Here is a 19,038-nt window from a genome sequence, read left to right on the forward strand (position 1 = left end):
TATGGCTTCCCATTATGAGAGTTATTGTAATGCGCGCAGCAGCGCATCGTTGTCGGCGTTATCAGCGATCCGAATATCTTGCCAGCCCAGTTCCCGGGCGAGGTTCGCCAGACGCTCACTGACGACCAGAAGCCGACAGCGGAGTAACCAGTTTTCACGATACCATTGTGGGATCAGCGACCAGAGGTGTTGCAGCATTTCGCCGCTGGTCACCACCAGGGTGGTGACGCCGCGAGATTGCCAGCGCATCGCCTCTTCCGCACCGTCATAGTGTTTATTACAACGTTGATAACATTCACAAAATGTCACTTCTGCTCCGCGTTCACGCAGCGTGTCGCCCAGCAGTTCTCGTCCACCGTTGCCGCGCAAAATCAGGGCGCGCTTCCCCACAACGTTTTGTAATTCATGTAATTGTAGCAACACTTCGCTGATTTCCCGATCCAGCGGATAGCGAATGTCTTTACCACTTTCAGTATGCAGTGCCAGGGCGGTGGTTCTGCCGATGGCAAAATAGCCTGGCGCATCCGGCCAGCGCTGGCCTTCCTGTTGCAGCCGGGCGTGGGCAAACTCCACCGCATGCTGCGACAGGGCAAACAGCATGTCACCGGCCTGCAGTGAGGCAAGATGGCTGGTGAGCAGGGGAAGCTCCCGACCCGGGGAAAACTCAATCAGCGGAAAGCTCCACGCCACCTGCCCCAGTGTGCGCAGACGGCTCACTAACTGATCTCCTGCGGGAGAAGGGCGGGTGACGAGAATACTCATGCCGGGGGTTCTCCATTATAGACGTCCGCGAGAATTTCACGGGCACCGTTATTCAGCAGCTCTTCTGCCAGCGAAATACCCAGCTGTTCTGCATCCTGAGGGTTACCACGGCGTTCGCCGCGCACCATTTGCGAACCGTCCGGCGCGCCAACGAGGGCACGCAACCACAGTTCGCCATCTTTTAATTCAGCATAGCTGCCAATCGGCACCTGACATCCCCCTTCCAGGCGGGTATTCATGGCGCGCTCCGCCTTGACGCGAATCGCGGTCTCATCATGATTGAGCGGTGCAAGCAGCGCATGAGTGCGTTGATCGTCGAGTCGACACTCAATGCCCACTGCGCCCTGGCCTACGGCCGGGAGAGACTGCTCCGGGGATAATGCCAACTTAATACGCGATTCCAGATCCAGGCGTTTCAGGCCGGCAACCGCCAGAATGATGGCGTCGTACTCACCGTTATCCAGCTTGCCGAGACGGGTGCCGACGTTACCGCGCAGCGAGCGGATAACCAGATCCGGGCGGGACTCGGCCAGCTGGCACTGGCGGCGTAAACTTGACGTGCCAACAATGCTGCCCTGTGGCAGGGCATCCAGTGAGTCATAGCGGTTTGAAACAAAGGCGTCGCGCGGATCTTCGCGCTCGCAAATGGTCACCAGGCCCAATCCCTGCGGAAAATCGACCGGGACGTCTTTCATGGAGTGAACCGCGATATCGGCGCGCCCCTCAAGCAGTGCCAGCTCCAGCTCTTTCACGAACAGGCCTTTACCGCCCACTTTCGCCAGCGGGGTATCAAGAATGACATCGCCACGCGTGACCATAGGCACCAGCTCAACACGCAGGTCAGCATGGCAGGCTTCGAGGCGCTGCTTAACATAATGTGCCTGCCATAGCGCAAGGGGGCTTTGGCGTGTGGCAATTCTTAAAACATTGTCTAACATGCTTGTTACCGTCTTAATCATCTACTGACCATCCTAACATTGTTGTCTTGGGACTGTCAGGTTTACGGACGTTGAGGGGTTCAGGACAGGGCAGCCATAGACGTTGCCTTCTGCCGTATTCAGGAATTTACACGTACAGAAGGGTGCTACACTTGTATGTAGCGCATCTTTCTTTACGGTCAATCGGCAAGGTGTTAAATTGATCACGTTTTAGACCATTTTTTCGTCTCCGAGACCATAAAGATAAGGGCGAAAAAGGGTGACGGTTACTTTCGAAATACTGTGAACGCGTAATCCTCGGTCTTGTTGAAGATTAGCGCTTTCTGAACATCAGGCGATACGTCTTGTACCTCTATATTGAGACTCTGAAACAGAGACTGGATGCCATCAACCAACTGCGTGTCGATCGCGCGCTTGCTGCAATGGGTCCTGCTTTCCAGCAGGTTTACAGTCTTCTGCCGACATTGTTGCACTATCACCACCCACTGATGCCGGGTTACCTCGACGGTAACGTTCCCAAGGGCATCTGCCTTTTCACGCCTGATGAAACCCAAGAACACTACCTTAAAGAGCTGGAGCTCTACCGTGGCATGCCGCCGCAGGAGTCCCCAAAAGGGGAACTGCCTATCACTGGCGTCTACACCATGGGCAGCACCTCTTCAGTAGGACAAAGCTGTTCTTCGGATCTGGATATCTGGGTCTGCCATCAATCCTGGCTCGATAATGACGAGCGCCAGCTGTTGCAGCGTAAATGCAGCCTGCTGGAGAGCTGGGCAGCATCGCTCGGTGTGGAAGTAAGCTTCTTCCTGATTGATGAAAACCGTTTCCGCCATAATGAAAGCGGCAGTCTGGGTGGTGAAGACTGCGGCTCGACGCAGCACATCTTATTGCTGGATGAGTTCTACCGTACCGCCGTACGCCTGGCCGGGAAACGTATTCTCTGGAGTATGGTGCCGTGCGACGAAGAAGAGCATTACGACGATTACGTCATGAAGCTCTACGCCCAGGGCGTCCTGACGCCAAACGAGTGGTTGGATCTGGGCGGCTTAAGCTCGCTGTCTGCTGAAGAGTATTTCGGCGCGAGCCTGTGGCAGCTGTATAAAAGTATCGATTCCCCGTACAAAGCAGTGCTGAAAACTCTGCTGCTTGAAGCCTATTCGTGGGAATACCCGACGCCGCGTCTGCTGGCGAAAGACATTAAACAGCGTCTGCATGATGGCGAGATCGTCTCTTTCGGTCTTGATGCCTACTGCATGATGCTTGAGCGCGTTACCGAATATCTGAAAGCCATTGACGATCCGACCCGTCTGGATCTGGTCCGTCGATGTTTCTATCTCAAAGTCTGTGAGAAGCTCAGCCGTGAACGGGCATGCGTCGGCTGGCGTCGTGAAGTGGTTAGCCAGTTAGTTAAAGAGTGGGGATGGGACGAAGAGCGTCTGTCGATGCTTGATAACCGCGCCAACTGGAAAATCGACCAGGTGCGAGAAGCACACAATGAACTGCTCGATGCCATGATGCAGAGCTACCGTAATCTGATCCGCTTTGCCCGTCGTAATAACCTCAGCGTTTCTGCCAGCCCGCAGGATATCGGTGTTCTGACCCGTAAACTGTATGCTGCATTTGAAGCGCTGCCGGGTAAAGTGACGTTGGTGAACCCGCAGATTTCGCCAGACCTGTCTGAACCGAACCTGACCTTTATCTATGTGCCGCCGGGACGTGCGAACCGTACCGGGTGGTATCTGTATAACCGTGCGCCAAGCATGGACTCGATCATCAGCCATCAGCCGCTGGAATATAACCGCTACCTGAACAAGCTGGTGGCCTGGGCCTGGTTTAATGGCCTGCTGACATCACGTACCCGCCTGTTTATTAAAGGCAACGAGATTGTCGATCTCGCTAAACTGCAGGAAATGGTGGCCGATGTGTCGCACCACTTCCCGCTGCGTCTGCCTGCGCCGACGCCAAAAGCACTCTACAGTCCGTGCGAAATTCGCCATCTGGCGATTATCGTCAACCTGGAATACGACCCGACGGCGGCGTTCCGCAATCAGGTGGTGCATTTTGATTTCCGTAAGCTGGACGTGTTCAGCTTTGGCGAGCAGCAAAACTGCCTGGTGGGCAGCGTTGATCTGCTGTACCGCAACTCGTGGAATGAGGTGCGTACCCTGCACTTCAACGGCGAGCAGGCGATGATCGAAGCGCTGAAAACCATTCTCGGCAAGATGCACCAGGATGCGGCGCCACCGGACAGCGTCGAGGTGTTCTGCTACAGCCAGCATCTGCGCGGCCTGATCCGTACCCGCGTGCAGCAGCTGGTCTCCGAATGTATCGACCTGCGTCTCTCCAGTACCCGTCATGAAACCGGTCGCTTTAAAGCGCTGCGCGTCTCCGGGCAAACCTGGGGTCTGTTCTTTGAACGTCTGAACGTTTCGGTGCAGAAGCTGGAAAACGCTATCGAATTCTACGGTGCCATTTCGCACAACAAACTGCATGGCCTGTCGGTCCAGGTTGAGACTAACCACGTCAAGCTGCCGCAGGTGGTGGATGGTTTTGCCAGCGAAGGGATTATTCAGTTCTTCTTTGAAGAGTCGGGCGACGATGCCGGTTTCAATATTTATATCCTTGATGAAACCAACCGCGCCGAAGTGTATCACCACTGTGAAGGCAGCAAAGAGGAGCTGGTGCGCGACGTCAGCCGCTTCTACTCGTCCTCACACGACCGCTTCACCTACGGCTCAAGTTTTATCAACTTCAACCTGCCGCAGTTCTACCAGATTGTGAAGGTCGATGGCCGTGCGCAGGTGATCCCATTCCGCACGCAGGTGATTGCAGCCGCACCGGCCAATCAGGATGCGAACGCCCCGCTGTTGCAGCAGTATTTCTCCTGAGCCGCTAAGAAGCCGAGTGCGCTTAACTTATCCGGCCTGGGGGCGGCCTGATGGCCTCGCCTCAACCTTCTCGCACAGGGAGAAGAGGCAAACCCCAAAAAGCGTCTCCTGAAGAGACGCTTTTTGTTATTAGCCGCGGAAGCTAACCTCTTCGCCCGACTGTGCGGTCGCAGCCTGCTCCAGCAGATCCCAGAATGCTTCGCCGCTGCGGTCGCAAATCCACTCGTCGCCTTTCAGATCAAAATGGTAGCCGCCCTGTTTGGTGGCCAGCCACACCTGGTGCAGCGGTTCCTGACGGTTAATAATAATTTTACTGCCGTTTTCGAAGCTTAAGGTCAGCACGCCGCCGTTGATTTCACAATCGATGTCGCTGTCGCCATCCCAGTCGTCAATACGTTCTTCGATGGTTTGCCACAGGTTATCGGCAAGGCGATGGAATTCACTGTCATTCATGGTTCTGTTCCTGTTTTTCGTGATGGCGGCAGTATAACGCTAAATAATTCCGGTTGCAGGTTAGCGGCAAACTCTTGCTTTTGCGCCTTCTCCTGCGATGATAGAAAACAGAAAGCATGAACTTACAGGCAACCTGATAATGAAAAACGTTTTTGGAACGCTTGCCGTTCTCCTCGCACTGTTTAGCCTGAGTGGCTGTGGTCTGAAAGGGCCGCTCTATTTCCCACCAGCAGATAAAACCGCGCCGCCACCGACCAAAAAAGTGGATAGCCCTGTGCAAACCACCATGCCAGATCGTAACGATCGCGGCGGCAATGGCGGCCCAAGCCAGGTTAACTACTGACGCGCGTTGCGAACCGCGCAATGGAGTAAATGATGCAGTTCTCTAAAATGCATGGCCTTGGCAATGATTTTATGGTCGTCGACGCGGTAACGCAGAATGTCTTCTTTTCGCCGGAGCTGATCCGCCGTCTGGCCGATCGGCACCTCGGCGTAGGCTTTGATCAGCTGCTGGTGGTTGAACCGCCTTACGATCCCGATCTCGATTTTCACTATCGCATTTTTAATGCTGACGGCAGTGAAGTCTCCCAGTGTGGCAACGGCGCGCGCTGTTTTGCCCGCTTTGTCCGGCTGAAAGGGCTGACCAACAAGCGCGATATTCGCGTCAGCACCGCCAATGGGCGGATGGTTCTGAGCGTCACCGACGACGAACTGGTGCGGGTCAACATGGGCGAGCCGAACTTCGAGCCGTCGCAGGTGCCGTTCCGCGCCAACAAAGCGGAAAAGACCTATATCATGCGCGTCGCAGAACAGACAGTCTTGTGCGGCGTGGTCTCGATGGGGAACCCGCACTGCGTGATTCAGGTTGATGATGTCGCGACCGCGCCCGTTGAGACGCTCGGTCCGGTGCTGGAAAGCCATGAACGCTTTCCTGAGCGCGCCAATATTGGATTTATGCAGGTCATCACGCGCGATCACATCCGTCTGCGCGTCTTTGAACGCGGGGCGGGCGAAACACAGGCGTGCGGCAGCGGAGCCTGTGCGGCCGTCGCGGTGGGGATTGCGCAGGGATTACTGGCGGAAGAGGTTCGCGTGGATTTACCAGGCGGCCGTCTTGATATCGCCTGGAAAGGCCCGGGTCAGCCGCTCTATATGACTGGCCCGGCGACACAAGTTTACGACGGGTTTATCCATCTATGAAACAACCAGGAGAAGAACTGCAGGAAACGCTGACGGAGATGGACGACCGGGCGGTTGTTGATTATCTGCTGCGCCATCCTGAGTTTTTCATTCGCAATGCCCGTGTGGTTGAAGAGATGCGCGTACCGCATCCCGTGCGCGGAACGGTCTCGCTGGTCGAATGGCATATGGCCCGCGCGCGCAATCATATCAACCACCTTGAAGAGAACATTTCGCTGCTGATGGAGCAGGCTACCAGTAATGAAGGCCTGTTCTACCGCCTGTTGCACCTGCAATCGCGACTGGCCTCCGCCAGCAGCCTGGACGAATTTCTGCTCCGTTTGCATCGCTGGGCACGCGAGCTGGGTCTGGCCGGGGCAACCCTGCGCCTGTTCCCGGATCGTTGGCGCATTGGCGCCCCTTCCGGCTTTACCCATCTGGCGTTGAACCGTCAGGCCTTTGAGCCGGTGCGCATTCAGCGCATGGGGTGTGAGAACCATTATCTTGGGCCGCTGAATGGCCCGGAACTGCTGGTTGTCCTGCCGGAAGCCAAAGCGATTGGTTCGGTGGCAATGTCGCTGATGGGACGCGATGGCGATCTCGGGGTGATCTTGTTTACCAGCCGCGATCCGCAGCACTATCAGCAGGGACAAGGGACGCAGCTAATCCAGGAGATCGCGCAGATGCTGCCCGAGCTGCTGGAACGCTGGATTGAACGCGTATGACCGATGCGCTGCTGGCCCCTGCCGTTACGCGTTTTCTGCGCTATCTGGGCGTTGAACGTCAGCTTAGCCCGATCACCTTGCTCAACTATCAGCGCCAGCTTGATGCCATCATGCAGTTGGCTGACGAGATGGGCCTGACCAGCTGGCAGCAGTGTGATGCCGCCTCGGTGCGTGCCTTTGCCGTGCGCAGTCGCCGTAAAGGGCTTGGCCCTGCCAGCCTTGCGCTGCGTCTGTCTGCCCTGCGCAGCTTCTTCGACTGGATGGTGAGCCAGGGTGAGCTGAATGCCAACCCGGCTAAAGGCATCGCCGCGCCAAAAGCGCCGCGCCACCTGCCAAAAAATATCGATGTCGATGACGTTAACCGCCTGCTGGATATCGATCTGAACGATCCGCTGGCGGTACGCGATCGGGCGATGCTGGAGGTGATGTACGGCGCGGGATTACGTCTTTCCGAGCTGGTGAACCTCGATATCAACCATCTCGATCTGGATACCGGCGAAGTCTGGGTGATGGGCAAAGGCAGCAAAGAGCGCCGCCTGCCCATTGGCCGTAACGCCGTGGCGTGGATAGAACACTGGCTCGATCTGCGCGGCCTGTTTGGCACCGAAGATGATGCCCTGTTCCTCTCGAAGCTTGGGAAGCGTATCTCGGCGCGAAACGTGCAAAAACGCTTTGCCGAGTGGGGGATCAAGCAGGGGCTGAACAGCCATGTCCATCCGCATAAACTGCGCCACTCATTCGCTACCCACATGCTGGAATCCAGCGGCGATCTGCGTGGGGTGCAGGAGTTGCTGGGCCACGCCAATTTGTCCACCACCCAAATCTATACCCATCTTGATTTTCAACACCTTGCCTCGGTGTACGACGCGGCGCATCCACGCGCCAAACGGGGGAAATAATGCGTTTTTATCGTCCATTAGGCCACATCTCAGCACTGACGTTCGACCTTGATGACACCCTTTACGACAACCGCGAGGTGATCCTGCGTACCGAGCAGGAAGCGCTGGCGTTTGTGCAAAACTACCATCCGGCGTTAAAAACGTTGGAAAACAAAGAGTTCCACCGTTTACGCCAGGCGTTACGACAAACCGAGCCGGAAATCTATCACGACGTAACTGAGTGGCGTCGTCGTGCCGTGGAGCAGGCGATGCTGAATGCCGGCCTGACCGCCGCAGAAGCCGCGCTTGGCGCAGAAGCGTCAATGGCCCACTTTGCCCAATGGCGCAGCCGCATCGACGTGCCCCAGGAGACCCATGACACGCTGACGAAACTGGCAGAGAAGTGGCCACTGGTGGCCATCACCAACGGCAACGCCCAGCCGGAGCTGTTCGGCCTGGGTGACTATTTCGAGTTTGTGCTGCGCGCAGGCCCGCACGGACGCTCCAAGCCGTTCAACGATATGTATCATCTGGCGGCGGAGAAGCTCGGTCTGCCGCTGGGAGAGATCCTGCACGTGGGCGATGACCTGACCACCGACGTCGCAGGCGCGATCCGCTGCGGGATGCAGGCCTGCTGGATCAAGCCGGAAAATACCGATCTGATGCAGACCCCTGACAGCCGCCTGCTGCCCCACATCGAAATTTCACGGTTGGCATCCCTCACCACGCTGATATAATCACCAGTAATATTGTATAAATTACCAGGGTTTTGCAGTCGTAGGCCCGGTAAGCAAAGCGCCACCGGGCGCTTTGCAGTGTTCCTGATTACTACGTGACGGTGCCAATGGACGTTTCTTACCTGCTCGACAGCCTTAATGACAAACAGCGTGACGCGGTTGCCGCGACGCGCACCAATATGCTGGTGCTGGCAGGGGCGGGCAGTGGTAAGACACGTGTGCTGGTACACCGTATCGCCTGGCTGCAAAGCGTGGAGAACTGCTCGCCGTACTCCATTATGGCGGTGACCTTCACCAACAAAGCGGCGGCAGAGATGCGCCACCGTATCGCCCAGCTGATGGGCACCAGCCAGGGCGGCATGTGGGTCGGCACCTTCCACGGGCTGGCACACCGTCTGCTGCGTGCGCACCATCTGGACGCCAATCTGCCTCAGGACTTTCAGATCCTCGACAGCGAAGATCAGCTGCGCCTGCTTAAGCGCCTGATCAAGGCCATGAACCTCGACGAGAAACAGTGGCCGCCGCGCCAGGCCATGTGGTACATCAACAGCCAAAAAGACGAAGGGCTGCGTCCACATCATATCCAGAGTTTTGGCAACCCCATTGAACAGACCTGGCAGAAGGTTTATCAGGCCTATCAGGAAGCCTGCGATCGCGCCGGGCTGGTGGATTTCGCCGAGCTGCTGCTGCGCGCCCACGAGCTGTGGCTCAACAAGCCGCACATCCTGCAGCACTACCGCGAACGCTTCACCAACATCCTGGTGGACGAATTCCAGGATACTAACAACATTCAGTACGCGTGGATCCGCCTGCTGGCGGGCGACTCCAGCAAGGTGATGATCGTCGGTGACGATGATCAGTCGATCTACGGCTGGCGCGGCGCGCAGGTGGAGAACATCCAGCGTTTCCTTAAGGACTTCCCTGGCGCAGAGACCATCCGCCTCGAGCAGAACTACCGCTCTACCAACAACATTCTGAGCGCGGCCAACGCCCTGATTGAAAACAACAATGGGCGTCTGGGTAAAAAGCTCTGGACCGAGGGCATCGACGGCGAGCCTATCTCGCTTTACTGCGCGTTTAACGAGCTGGACGAAGCCCGCTTCGTGGTTAACCGGATCAAAACCTGGCAGGACAACGGCGGCGCGCTGGAGAAATGCGCCATTCTCTATCGCAGCAACGCCCAGTCGCGTGTGCTGGAAGAGGCGCTGTTGCAGGCCAGCATGCCGTACCGCATCTATGGCGGGATGCGCTTCTTTGAGCGTCAGGAAATTAAAGACGCGCTCTCTTATCTGCGCCTGATTGCCAACCGTAACGATGACGCGGCCTTTGAGCGCGTGGTTAACACCCCAACGCGCGGCATTGGCGATCGCACCCTGGACGTGGTGCGTCAGACCTCCCGCGATCGCCAGCTGACCCTGTGGCAGGCGTGTCGCGAGCTGCTGCAGGAGAAGGCTCTTGCCGGACGTGCGGCCAGCGCACTGCAACGCTTCCTGGAGCTGATCGAAGCCCTGGCACATGAAACTGCCGATATGCCGCTGCACGTTCAGACCGACCGGGTGATCAAAGACTCCGGCCTGCGCATGATGTACGAGCAGGAGAAGGGCGAGAAGGGCCAGACCCGTATCGAGAACTTAGAGGAGCTGGTGACGGCCACGCGCCAGTTCAGCTACAACGAAGAAGACGAAGATCTGATGCCGCTGCAGGCATTCCTGTCCCATGCTGCGCTGGAAGCAGGCGAAGGGCAGGCGGATACCTGGCAGGACGCGGTTCAGCTGATGACCCTGCATTCGGCCAAAGGGCTGGAGTTCCCGCAGGTGTTTATCGTCGGCATGGAAGAGGGGATGTTCCCGAGCCAGATGTCGCTGGATGAGGGCGGGCGTCTCGAAGAGGAGCGCCGCCTGGCCTATGTGGGCGTGACCCGCGCAATGCAAAAGCTGACCCTGACCTATGCGGAAACCCGTCGTCTGTACGGCAAAGAGGTTTACCATCGGCCGTCGCGTTTTGTCGGTGAACTGCCTGAAGAGTGCGTGGAAGAGGTCCGTCTGCGGGCCAGCATCAGCCGTCCGGTTAGCCATCAGCGCCTGGGTGCGCCGATTGCTGAAAACGACAGCGGATTCAAGCTCGGCCAGCGTGTGCGCCACGCCAAATTTGGTGAGGGCACGATTGTGAATCTGGAAGGCAGCGGGGAGCACAGCCGTCTGCAGGTGGCGTTCCAGGGACAGGGGATCAAATGGCTGGTGGCCGCTTACGCCCGGCTGGAAGCAGTGTAACTTTCCGAAAAATATCACTATTTTTTAATAAGCTGCCAGGCTTAAACGTTGAAGGGCATTTTAAGTTCTTCAGCGTTCCGTTGCGTGTTGACGCCGCTGTGACTGCTGGCGTAACATGCGCGCACGATTACGCTAAGAGGACATTCGCCTTGGACACACCCAGTAGATACTGGCTCAATTCCCTGTCATCCAGGAACAACTCCTAAGGCTATCTCCTCACGCTGATGCCCTTAGTGGTTGTCAGCGACAGTTATTCCCGTCGCGCTGAGTCAGGCTGTTTAATGGTCTGAAACCCAATTTGTTTCTGTGTGCCCACCGAACTGTCCGATATTTATTGCATTGGGAGTCCCGGTCATGCTGAGCGCATTTCAACTGGAAAAGAACCGACTGATTCGGCTTGAAGCTGAAGAGTCACAACCCCTCATTGATGCCGTTTGGGTGGATCTGGTCGAGCCGGACGACGACGAACGCCTGCGCGTACAATCTGAGCTAGGACAAAGCCTGGCCACCCGCCCGGAACTGGAAGACATCGAGGCGTCGGCCCGTTTCTTCGAAGACGAAGACGGTCTGCACATCCACTCCTTTTTCTTCTTCGAAGATGCGGAAGATCACGCCGGTAACTCCACCGTCGCATTTACCATTCGCGATGGCCGCCTGTTTACCCTGCGTGAGCGTGAACTGCCTGCATTTCGTCTCTACCGCATGCGTGCCCGTAGCCAGGCGATGGTGGACGGCAATGCCTATGAGCTGCTGCTTGACCTGTTTGAAACCAAAATCGAACAGCTGGCAGATGAAATTGAGAACATCTACAGCGATCTGGAAGAGCTGAGCCGGGTGATCATGGAAGGCCATCAGGGCGATGAGTACGACGAAGCGCTTTCGACCCTGGCAGAGCTGGAAGATATCGGCTGGAAGGTGCGTCTGTGTCTGATGGATACGCAGCGTGCGCTGAACTTCCTGGTGCGTAAGGCGCGTTTGCCGGGCGGCCAGCTGGAGCAGGCGCGTGAGATCCTGCGCGATATCGAATCCCTGCTGCCGCACAACGAATCCCTGTTCCAGAAAGTTAACTTCCTGATGCAGGCGGCGATGGGCTTTATCAACATCGAGCAGAACCGCATCATCAAGATCTTCTCGGTGGTCTCGGTCGTGTTCCTGCCGCCTACGCTGGTGGCCTCCAGCTACGGGATGAACTTTGAGTTTATGCCGGAGCTGAAATGGAGCTTTGGTTATCCGGGCGCGATTGTCTTTATGGTACTCGCCGGGCTGGCGCCTTATCTCTACTTCAAGCGCCGTAACTGGCTTTAAGTGTTATGCCGGGTGGCGATTACGCCTTACCCGGCCATTCCCTGTCCATTCTCTGACATGGCCCGAGAGGATTACAGACGCGTTTTTCGGCGCTGGGTATAAATCGCATCCGCGACGAAAATCGCCAGTGCCACCCAGATAAACCCAAACGTCACCATCTTATCCGCACCCGGCACTTCGCCGTAGAACAGCACCGCCAGCAGGAACATCAGCGTCGGACCGATGTACTGGAAGAAACCCAGCGTCGACAGGCGCAGACGTGTTGCCGCTCCGGTAAAGCACAGCAGCGGGATGGTGGTAACGACACCGGCCGCCATCAGCATCACGTTCAGCGTCCACGGATTACTGCCCATATGGCTGGTGCTGCTGTCGGCAATGCCGAACAGGTAAATCGCAGCCACTGGCAGCAGCCACAGGGTTTCGAACAGCATCCCGGTTTGTGCTTCCACGGCGATTTTCTTGCGTACCAGGCCATAGAAGGCGAAGCTAAACGCCAGCCCCAGCGCAATGATCGGCAGTGAGCCAAAGGTCCACAGCTGAACCAAAACGCCGCAGAGGGCGAGGATCACCGCCAGCCACTGCATCCGACGGAAGCGCTCCCCGAGGAACAGCATCCCCAGCACGATATTCACCAGCGGGTTAATGAAGTAGCCGAGACTCGCTTCCAGCATGTGATGGTTGTTGACCGACCAGATAAACAGCAGCCAGTTGCCGCCAATCAACACGGCAGAAAGCGCCAGCAGGAAAATTTTCTTCGGCGTTTGCAGGAGCGTTTTCACCCCTGACCACTGACGGCTTACGCTCATCAGCGCCACCATAAAGAAAAACGACCAGATCACACGGTGGGTAAGAATTTCGTCAGCGGGAACGTAGTGAATCAGCTTGAAGTAGGCGGGCGCGATACCCCAAATAAAATAGGCGGCAAGAGCGAGTAGAACACCCTGCCGCGTCTGTTTAGCATCCATCAGGAAAATCCGTTACAAAAAAGTAACGCAATTTTACCCGATTTTACCTTCTCAACCCACCATATAAGTGGCGGTTGCGCTGGCGATATAAACCTGCTCTTCGTTGTGCAGCTCCACGCGCGCGACCGCGACTTTATTACCCGCACGCAGCAGGCTGCTGCTGGCGGTAAAGCGATTCCCACGGCCGGGACGCAGATAATCGACGCGCAGATCGATGGTGCCCATCCGCGACAGGCGCTGGCGCAGCTCGTCTTCATTAATGGTGTCGTGGCGGGTCAGGGTACTGCCGACGCAAACCAGCCCGGCGGCAACGTCGAGGGCCGAGGCGATCACCCCGCCATGGAGAATGCTTTGCGCCCAGTTACCCACCATCATCGGCTGGTTACTAAAGCTCAGTTGGGCAAAATCTTTCTCGTAGCGCTCCAGTTCCAGCCCCAGCGCACGGTTGAACGGCATATGGTAGACGAAGATCTCACCGACCAGCTTCAGGGCCTGGTCAGCAGTTAGCGTGGCAGACATAGCACGTCACATCCTTATTGTTAAAAGGATGTTGATTTTATGCCTCATCAATGTGAATTTCCAGATTCAGAGTGCAGGTGAGGCGGCTATTAATTAAATATGTTAAAAGGGAACAAAATAATTCTTCATTAAAACAATTTCGCAGGAGAGCATCACCGATGCGGATATATCAGGCCGGGTTCCTGGCGGCGGTTACGCTGCCCTCTATGGCATTCGCCCAGGAAGCGGTAACTCAGGAAGCGCCTGCCGTGCGCGGCAGCATTATCGCTAACTTATTGGAAGAGCACGATAATCCTTTTACGCTCTACCCCTATGACAGCAACTATTTAATTTACACCGCCACCAGCGACCTCAATAAAGAGGCGATCCGCACCTATGACTGGGCTGACGATTCGCAAAAAGATGAAGTGAAGTTTCAGCTGAGCCTTGCCTTCCCGCTATGGCGCGGCATTCTGGGGCCGAACTCGATTCTGGGTGGCTCCTACACGCAAAAATCCTGGTGGCAGCTGTCGAACAGCGATGAATCTTCGCCGTTTCGTGAGACCAACTATGAGCCACAGCTGTTCCTCGGCTTCGCCACCGATTACTCGCTGGCGGGCTGGACGCTGCGGGACGTGGAGTTTGGCTACAATCACATGTCTAACGGCCGATCCGACCCAACGTCGCGCAGCTGGAACCGTCTCTATACCCGCCTGATGGCGCAGAACGGTAACTGGCTGGTGGAGGTCAAACCCTGGTATGTGGTGGGCAATACCGACGATAACCCGGATATCACCAAATACATGGGCTACTACCAGCTGCGGGTGGGCTATCAGCTGGGCGAAGCGGTGCTTAGCGTGAAGGGTCAGTACAACTGGAACACCGGCTACGGCGGCGCGGAGATGGGCGTCAGCTATCCGCTGACTAAGCATGTTCGTTTCTACACCCAGATCTACAGCGGCTACGGCGAATCGCTTATCGACTACAACTTCAACCAGACCCGCGTCGGCGTGGGCGTGATGCTGAACGATCTTTTCTAGCCCTCTCGAATGTTTTTGTCTTAAACGTTGAAGTTTCTCTCGCAGGCGCTGAAAATAGCGCCTGTTTTTATTTCAGGCAAATGGGGTTGATGTGGTGCAGGCGGAAGTCGTAAATCAGGAGTTGCTGGCTAAACAGGTTTTGCATGAAACCTTTGGCTACCAGCAGTTCCGCCCGGGCCAGGAAACCATCATTAACACCGCCCTCGCGGGCCGTGACTGTCTGGTGGTAATGCCGACCGGCGGCGGGAAATCGTTGTGCTATCAGGTTCCCGCGCTGGTACTGAACGGCCTGACGGTGGTGGTGTCACCGCTGATCTCGCTGATGAAAGATCAGGTTGACCAACTGCTGGCGAATGGCGTGGCGGCGGCCTGTCTCAACTCCACCCAAACCCGCGAGCAACAGCAGGAAGTGATGGCCGGGTGCCGTACCGGGCAGGTGCGTCTGCTGTATATCGCCCCGGAACGCCTGATGCTGGATAACTTCCTTGAGCATCTGGCGCACTGGAATCCGGTGCTGCTGGCAGTGGATGAAGCGCACTGTATTTCCCAGTGGGGCCATGATTTCCGCCCGGAATATGCCGCGCTCGGCCAGCTGCGCCAGCGCTTCCCTGAGCTGCCGTTTATGGCGCTTACCGCCACCGCCGACGATACCACCCGGCACGATATTGTGCGGCTGCTGGGCCTTAACGATCCGCTGATCCAGGTCAGCAGCTTCGACCGTCCAAACATCCGCTACATGCTGATGGAAAAGTTCAAGCCGCTGGATCAGCTGTTGCGCTATGTCCAGGAGCAGCGCGGCAAGTCGGGCATCATCTATTGCAACAGCCGGGCGAAGGTGGAAGACACCGCTGCGCGGCTGCAGAGCCGGGGCTTCAGCGCCGCGGCCTATCATGCCGGGCTGGAAAACCACGTTCGCGCCGAAGTGCAGGAGAAGTTCCAGCGCGACGATTTGCAAATCGTGGTGGCGACCGTCGCCTTTGGGATGGGTATCAACAAGCCGAACGTGCGCTTTGTGGTGCATTTCGACATTCCGCGCAATATTGAATCCTACTATCAGGAGACGGGCCGCGCCGGGCGTGATGGCCTGCCCGCAGAGGCGATGCTGTTCTACGATCCGGCTGACATGGCCTGGCTGCGTCGCTGCCTCGAAGAGAAACCTGCCGGGGCGCTGCAGGATATCGAGCGCCACAAGCTCAACGCGATGGGCGCGTTTGCTGAAGCGCAAACCTGCCGCCGTCTGGTACTGCTGAACTATTTTGGCGAAGGTCGCCAGGAGTCGTGCGGTAACTGCGATATCTGTCTCGATCCGCCGAAGCAGTATGACGGGCTAATGGACGCGCGTAAGGCGCTCTCCACCATTGGCCGCGTCAACCAACGCTTTGGTATGGGCTATGTGGTGGAAGTGCTGCGCGGCGCCAACAATCAGCGCATCCGCGAGATGGGTCACGACAAGCTGCCGGTGTACGGCATTGGACGAGATCAGAGCCATGAGCACTGGGTCAGCGTCATCCGTCAGCTGATCCACCTGGGCTTTGCGACCCAGAACATTGCCCAGCACTCTGCGCTGCAACTCACCGAAGCTGCCCGCCCGGTGCTGCGTGGCGTCGTGGAGTTGCAACTGGCCGTGCCGCGCGTGGTGGCGCTGAAACCGCGGGTGATGCAGAAATCCTACGGCGGCAACTACGATCGCAAGCTGTTCGCCAAACTGCGTAAGCTGCGCAAGGCTATCGCGGATGAAGAGAATATCCCGCCGTATGTGGTGTTTAACGATGCGACGCTGATTGAGATGGCCGAGCAGATGCCGCTCAGCGCCAGCGAAATGCTCAGCGTCAACGGCGTTGGTACACGTAAGCTAGAGCGTTTTGGGAAAGAATTTATGGCGCTGATTCGTTCCCATACGGATGGCGATGATGAGGAGTAGTCAGTCTGGCAAAAAAGTGCCAGGATGATGACTCCCTGAACTATTTCCCCGCGAGTTAATTATGTTAACCCTGTTTCTGACCGTGGCGCTGGTGCACATCGTGGCGCTGATGAGCCCTGGCCCTGACTTTTTCTTCGTCTCACAAACGGCGGTAAGCCGCTCCCGTAAAGAGGCGATGATGGGCGTGCTGGGCATTACCCTTGGCGTAATGGTCTGGGCAGCGCTGGCGCTGCTGGGCCTGAACCTGATCCTCGATAAAATGGCCTGGCTGCATAACATCATTATGGTGGGCGGCGGTCTGTATCTGTGCTGGATGGGCTACCAGATGCTGCGCGGGGCATTTAAGAAAGAGGGTAGCGAGGCGCCTGAGCCAAAAATGGAGCTGGCCGCCAGTGGGCGTAGCTTTGTGAAAGGGTTGCTGACTAATCTCGCGAATCCCAAAGCGATTATCTATTTCGGTTCAGTATTTTCACTGTTTGTGGGTGAAGACGTCGGGGCTGGTGCGCGCTGGGGCATTTTCCTGTTGATCGTGCTGGAAACCTTCGCCTGGTTTACGGTCGTGGCGAGCCTGTTTGCGCTCCCGTCGATGCGTCGCGGTTATCAACGTCTGGCGAAGTGGATTGATGGCTTTGCCGGCGCGTTATTCGCCGGCTTCGGTATTCACCTGATCCTGTCCCGATAAGGACGGTAACGTTAATCACAGGCCGGATCAGCGCCATCCGGCAACGTGATTAAGCATGCCTCGCTGACGCCAGCAGCGCACCCACCAGCATAAACAGCGAACCGAACACTTTATTCAGGGCCTTCATCTGACGAGGCCCTTTAATCCATGTTGCAATCCGGGTTGCCAGTGTCGCATAGCCAATCATCACAATAATATCGACCACAATGGTGGTTACACCGAGCACCACGTACTGCATGATCTGGGGCTGATGCGGCACGATAAATTGCGGAAACAGGGCGGCCAGGAAGACGATGCTTTTCGGGTTGGTCAGGTTTACAAATACCGCACGCTTAAACAGGCGGCCCCGGCTCTGGGTCTGAGCAAGCGTATTCAGATCCAATGCACCTGCGGCGCGCCACTGCTGGATCCCCAGCCAGATAAGATAGGCCGCACCGGCCCATTTCAGCACTTCGAAAGCCAAGACCGAACGGGAGAAGAGCGTTCCGAGTCCTATGCCGACCAGCACGATATGAATGGCCAGCCCGGTCTGCAATCCGGCAATAGACGCGGCGGCGCCGCGATAGCCGTGGTTCATGGCGGTGGTCATGGTGTTAATGGCCCCGGAACCCGGGGAAAGGCTGAGGATGATGGATGTCAGCAGGTAGGCGAACCACCACTCGAAGGTCATTTGAAGCTCCCGAATCGTCTATTTTTATGCCACAATACGCTAATGTTGCGACATTTTACGACCTGTCACGAAAAAACGATATTCCTTGGCTTACAGGGGTGTAAACCCGATGTTTCAGCAGAATAAGGACTGGGAAACGCGAGAAAAGGCTTTCGCTGCTTTCTCCATGGGGCCGTTGACCGATTTCTGGCGCCAGCGCGAGGAAGGCGGTTTCGCAGGCGTCGATGATGTTCCTGTGCGCTTTGTTCGTTTTCAGGCCGAAGCCCATGATTCGGTGATAGTCATCTGCCCCGGGCGAATCGAAAGTTACGTCAAGTATGCCGAGCTGGCCTACGATCTCTTCCGGCTGGGTTATGACGTGCTGATTATCGATCATCGCGGTCAGGGACGCTCCGGGCGAATGTTGTCCGACACGCACCGCGGTCATGTGAGTCAGTTCAGTGATTACGTCGATGATTTTGCCGCCTTCTGGCAACAGGAAGTGCAGCCCGGTCCGTGGCGAAAACGGTTTATCCTGGCGCACTCAATGGGGGGTGCAATCGCCACGCTGTTTTTACAGCGCCACCCGCAGCACCAGTGTAATGCCATTGCCCTGAGCGCCCCGATGTTTGGCATTGTCATGCGCTTCCCGGACTGGATGGTACGCCATATTCTCGACTGGGCTGAGGGCCATCAGCGCATTCGGGAAGGCTATGCCATCGGCACCGGGCGCTGGCGCGCACTGCCGTTTGCCATTAACGTGTTAACTCACAGTCGGCAGCGTTATCGCCGCAACCTGCGCTTTTATGCCGATGAACCGCGTTTACGCGTCGGCGGGCCAACTTACCACTGGGTTCGCGAAGGGATTCTGGCAGGGGAAGAGGTACTGGCGAATGCCGGTCAGGACAACACGCCCACGCTTATCCTTCAGGCAGAAGAGGAGCGGGTAGTGGATAACCGCATGCACGACCGCTTTTGTGAACTGCGAGCCGCAGCCGGTCACCCTTGCGAAGGGGATAAACCGCTGGTCATAAACGGCGCGTACCATGAGATCCTTTTTGAAAAGGACGCCATGCGCTCAGTCGCACTCCACGCCATCGTCGACTTTTTCGGCAGGCATAACTGATATTCACCAGAGGTTAAATTTT

At 56.8% G+C, this 19,038-nt stretch carries 19 protein-coding genes; 13 read left to right on the top strand and 6 right to left on the bottom strand.

Annotated elements, in window-relative coordinates; translation table 11 throughout:
* Nucleotides 1-21: 21 nt before the first annotated feature.
* Nucleotides 22-762 (bottom strand): uroporphyrinogen-III synthase, encoded by a 741-nt coding sequence (gene hemD, locus C3F35_RS12725; RefSeq protein WP_103793455.1) that lies wholly within the window; start codon nucleotides 760-762, stop codon nucleotides 22-24.
* Complete coding sequence (gene hemC / locus C3F35_RS12730) at nucleotides 759-1,700, bottom strand: hydroxymethylbilane synthase (protein ID WP_103793456.1); 942 nt, start codon at nucleotides 1,698-1,700, stop codon at nucleotides 759-761. Before hemC ends, hemD begins: the two co-directional genes overlap by 4 nt.
* A gap of 344 nt (nucleotides 1,701-2,044) precedes the next feature.
* On the opposite strand from hemC, the gene cyaA reads away from it, so the two are divergent.
* The gene (cyaA, locus tag C3F35_RS12735; RefSeq protein ID WP_103793457.1) at nucleotides 2,045-4,588 is read left to right on the top strand and encodes a class I adenylate cyclase; all 2,544 of its coding nucleotides are present in this window, start codon (nucleotides 2,045-2,047) and stop codon (nucleotides 4,586-4,588) included.
* Nucleotides 4,589-4,717: 129 nt separating this feature from the next.
* Here the strand turns inward: cyaA and cyaY are convergent, their stop codons facing one another.
* Nucleotides 4,718-5,041: an iron donor protein CyaY gene (gene cyaY, locus C3F35_RS12740; protein ID WP_032615144.1), complete on the bottom strand. Its 324-nt coding sequence runs from the start codon at nucleotides 5,039-5,041 to the stop codon at nucleotides 4,718-4,720.
* Between the two features lie 139 nt (nucleotides 5,042-5,180).
* Between cyaY and lptM the strand changes: the two genes are divergently transcribed.
* The 8 genes from lptM (at nucleotide 5,181) to corA (ending at nucleotide 12,135) form a co-directional block, all read left to right on the top strand.
* On the top strand, nucleotides 5,181-5,384 hold the full coding sequence (gene lptM, locus C3F35_RS12745) for an LPS translocon maturation chaperone LptM (protein WP_032615142.1): 204 nt from the start codon (nucleotides 5,181-5,183) through the stop codon (nucleotides 5,382-5,384).
* A 32-nt stretch (nucleotides 5,385-5,416) separates the two neighbouring features.
* A complete protein-coding gene (dapF, locus tag C3F35_RS12750; protein WP_032615140.1) occupies nucleotides 5,417-6,241 on the top strand; it encodes a diaminopimelate epimerase in 825 nt (274 codons plus the stop codon).
* Entirely contained in the window at nucleotides 6,238-6,945 is a 708-nt protein-coding gene (locus C3F35_RS12755) for a DUF484 domain-containing protein (protein ID WP_032615138.1), read from the top strand. Before dapF ends, C3F35_RS12755 begins: the two co-directional genes overlap by 4 nt.
* Nucleotides 6,942-7,844, top strand: coding sequence for a tyrosine recombinase XerC (gene xerC, locus C3F35_RS12760; RefSeq protein WP_103793458.1), 903 nt, complete (start codon nucleotides 6,942-6,944; stop codon nucleotides 7,842-7,844). The genes C3F35_RS12755 and xerC overlap by 4 nt, the downstream gene beginning before the upstream one ends.
* Nucleotides 7,844-8,560: a 5-amino-6-(5-phospho-D-ribitylamino)uracil phosphatase YigB gene (gene yigB, locus C3F35_RS12765; RefSeq protein WP_103793459.1), complete on the top strand. Its 717-nt coding sequence runs from the start codon at nucleotides 7,844-7,846 to the stop codon at nucleotides 8,558-8,560. The genes xerC and yigB overlap by 1 nt, the downstream gene beginning before the upstream one ends.
* A 107-nt stretch (nucleotides 8,561-8,667) precedes the next feature.
* Nucleotides 8,668-10,830: a DNA helicase II gene (gene uvrD, locus C3F35_RS12770; RefSeq protein WP_032615133.1), complete on the top strand. Its 2,163-nt coding sequence runs from the start codon at nucleotides 8,668-8,670 to the stop codon at nucleotides 10,828-10,830.
* Between the two features lie 149 nt (nucleotides 10,831-10,979).
* A complete protein-coding gene (ysgD, locus tag C3F35_RS27060) occupies nucleotides 10,980-11,036 on the top strand; it encodes a YsgD/CorL family protein (RefSeq protein ID WP_212743980.1) in 57 nt (18 codons plus the stop codon).
* 148 nt (nucleotides 11,037-11,184) lie between these two features.
* Nucleotides 11,185-12,135 carry a magnesium/cobalt transporter CorA gene (corA, locus tag C3F35_RS12780; protein WP_032615131.1) on the top strand — a complete coding sequence of 317 codons (951 nt, stop codon included), beginning with the start codon at nucleotides 11,185-11,187 and terminating at the stop codon, nucleotides 12,133-12,135.
* Between the two features lie 71 nt (nucleotides 12,136-12,206).
* On the opposite strand, the gene rarD is transcribed toward corA, so the two are convergent.
* Both rarD and yigI read right to left on the bottom strand, forming a co-directional pair.
* Nucleotides 12,207-13,100, bottom strand: a complete 894-nt coding sequence (rarD, locus tag C3F35_RS12785) for an EamA family transporter RarD (protein ID WP_032615129.1) — start codon at nucleotides 13,098-13,100, stop codon at nucleotides 12,207-12,209.
* Between the two features lie 51 nt (nucleotides 13,101-13,151).
* Entirely contained in the window at nucleotides 13,152-13,619 is a 468-nt protein-coding gene (gene yigI / locus C3F35_RS12790; RefSeq protein ID WP_032615127.1) for an acyl-CoA thioesterase YigI, read from the bottom strand.
* Nucleotides 13,620-13,777: 158 nt separating this feature from the next.
* Between yigI and pldA the strand changes: the two genes are divergently transcribed.
* The 3 genes from pldA (at nucleotide 13,778) to rhtC (ending at nucleotide 17,241) form a co-directional block, all read left to right on the top strand.
* Nucleotides 13,778-14,638 carry a phospholipase A gene (gene pldA / locus C3F35_RS12795; RefSeq protein WP_032615125.1) on the top strand — a complete coding sequence of 287 codons (861 nt, stop codon included), beginning with the start codon at nucleotides 13,778-13,780 and terminating at the stop codon, nucleotides 14,636-14,638.
* 91 nt (nucleotides 14,639-14,729) lie between these two features.
* Complete coding sequence (recQ, locus tag C3F35_RS12800; RefSeq protein WP_077227587.1) at nucleotides 14,730-16,559, top strand: ATP-dependent DNA helicase RecQ; 1,830 nt, start codon at nucleotides 14,730-14,732, stop codon at nucleotides 16,557-16,559.
* A gap of 61 nt (nucleotides 16,560-16,620) precedes the next feature.
* Nucleotides 16,621-17,241, top strand: coding sequence for a threonine export protein RhtC (rhtC, locus tag C3F35_RS12805; protein WP_103793460.1), 621 nt, complete (start codon nucleotides 16,621-16,623; stop codon nucleotides 17,239-17,241).
* A gap of 49 nt (nucleotides 17,242-17,290) precedes the next feature.
* Here rhtC and rhtB read toward each other — a convergent pair whose 3' ends face one another.
* On the bottom strand, nucleotides 17,291-17,911 hold the full coding sequence (gene rhtB / locus C3F35_RS12810) for a homoserine/homoserine lactone efflux protein (protein WP_032615119.1): 621 nt from the start codon (nucleotides 17,909-17,911) through the stop codon (nucleotides 17,291-17,293).
* 109 nt (nucleotides 17,912-18,020) lie between these two features.
* On the opposite strand from rhtB, the gene pldB reads away from it, so the two are divergent.
* Entirely contained in the window at nucleotides 18,021-19,016 is a 996-nt protein-coding gene (gene pldB / locus C3F35_RS12815) for a lysophospholipase L2 (protein ID WP_103793461.1), read from the top strand.
* Nucleotides 19,017-19,038: the final 22 nt, after the last annotated feature.

This window comes from Leclercia sp. LSNIH3 (assembly GCF_002935105.1).
GTDB classification, from domain to species: domain Bacteria; phylum Pseudomonadota; class Gammaproteobacteria; order Enterobacterales; family Enterobacteriaceae; genus Enterobacter; species Enterobacter adecarboxylatus.